The 697-nt window shown below is 71.3% G+C and carries 2 protein-coding genes; both read left to right on the top strand.

The features are described 5' to 3' along the window. Positions 1-379: MaoC family dehydratase N-terminal domain-containing protein (locus EAO77_RS35425; protein ID WP_147992430.1), on the top strand; the 379-nt coding region annotated here is incomplete at its 5' end. Then, a partial coding sequence (locus EAO77_RS35420) for a MaoC/PaaZ C-terminal domain-containing protein (RefSeq protein WP_147992429.1) occupies positions 379-697 on the top strand: 319 nt, incomplete at its 3' end. The genes EAO77_RS35425 and EAO77_RS35420, both read left to right, overlap by 1 nt.

The raw sequence follows: 697 nt of genomic DNA, 5'->3' as shown, positions 1-697 counted from the left end.
CCGTGAGTTCGCCGAGGCCGTCGGCGACGCGAACCCGGCGTACACCGACCGGGACGCGGCCGCCGCGCTCGGTCACGCCGATGTGATCGCACCGCCCACGTTCGTGTTCGCCATCACCTACCTGGCGGCGGGCGACGTGGTGCGGGACCCGCAGCTGGGGCTGGACTACAGCCGGGTGGTGCACGGCGACCAGAAGTTCGCCTACCGCCGCCCGGTGCGGGCGGGGGACCGGCTGACCGTCACCTCCACCATCGAGGCGATCAAGTCCCTTGCCGGGAACGACATCCTCGACGTCCGCGGTGAGGTGCACGACGAGGCCGGCGAGCATGTCGTGACGGCGTGGATGAAGCTGGTGGCACGCGCCGCCGAGGAGGCGTGATGGCAGCGAAGATCGCGTACGCGGACGTCGAGGTCGGCACCGAACTGCCCCCGGCGAGCTTCCCGGTGACCCGCGCCGCGCTGGTGCGGTACGCGGGCGCCTCCGGCGACTTCAACCCGATCCACTGGAACGAGAAGTTCGCGGTCGAGGTCGGCCTGCCGGACGTCATCGCCCACGGCATGTTCACCATGGCCGAGGCGATCCGCGTGGTCACCGACTGGCTCGGCGACCCGGGCGCGGTCGTCGAGTACGGCGTCCGCTTCACCAAGCCCGTCGTCGTCCCCAACGACGACAAGGGGGCCGTCGTCGAGGTCAGCG

It is taken from the genome of Streptomyces sp. T39 (assembly GCF_008042045.1).
In the GTDB taxonomy this organism is placed as follows: Bacteria; Actinomycetota; Actinomycetes; order Streptomycetales; family Streptomycetaceae; genus Streptomyces.
Note: the sequence above shows the minus strand (reverse complement) of the source record. Positions and strands in the feature narration are given on the sequence as shown.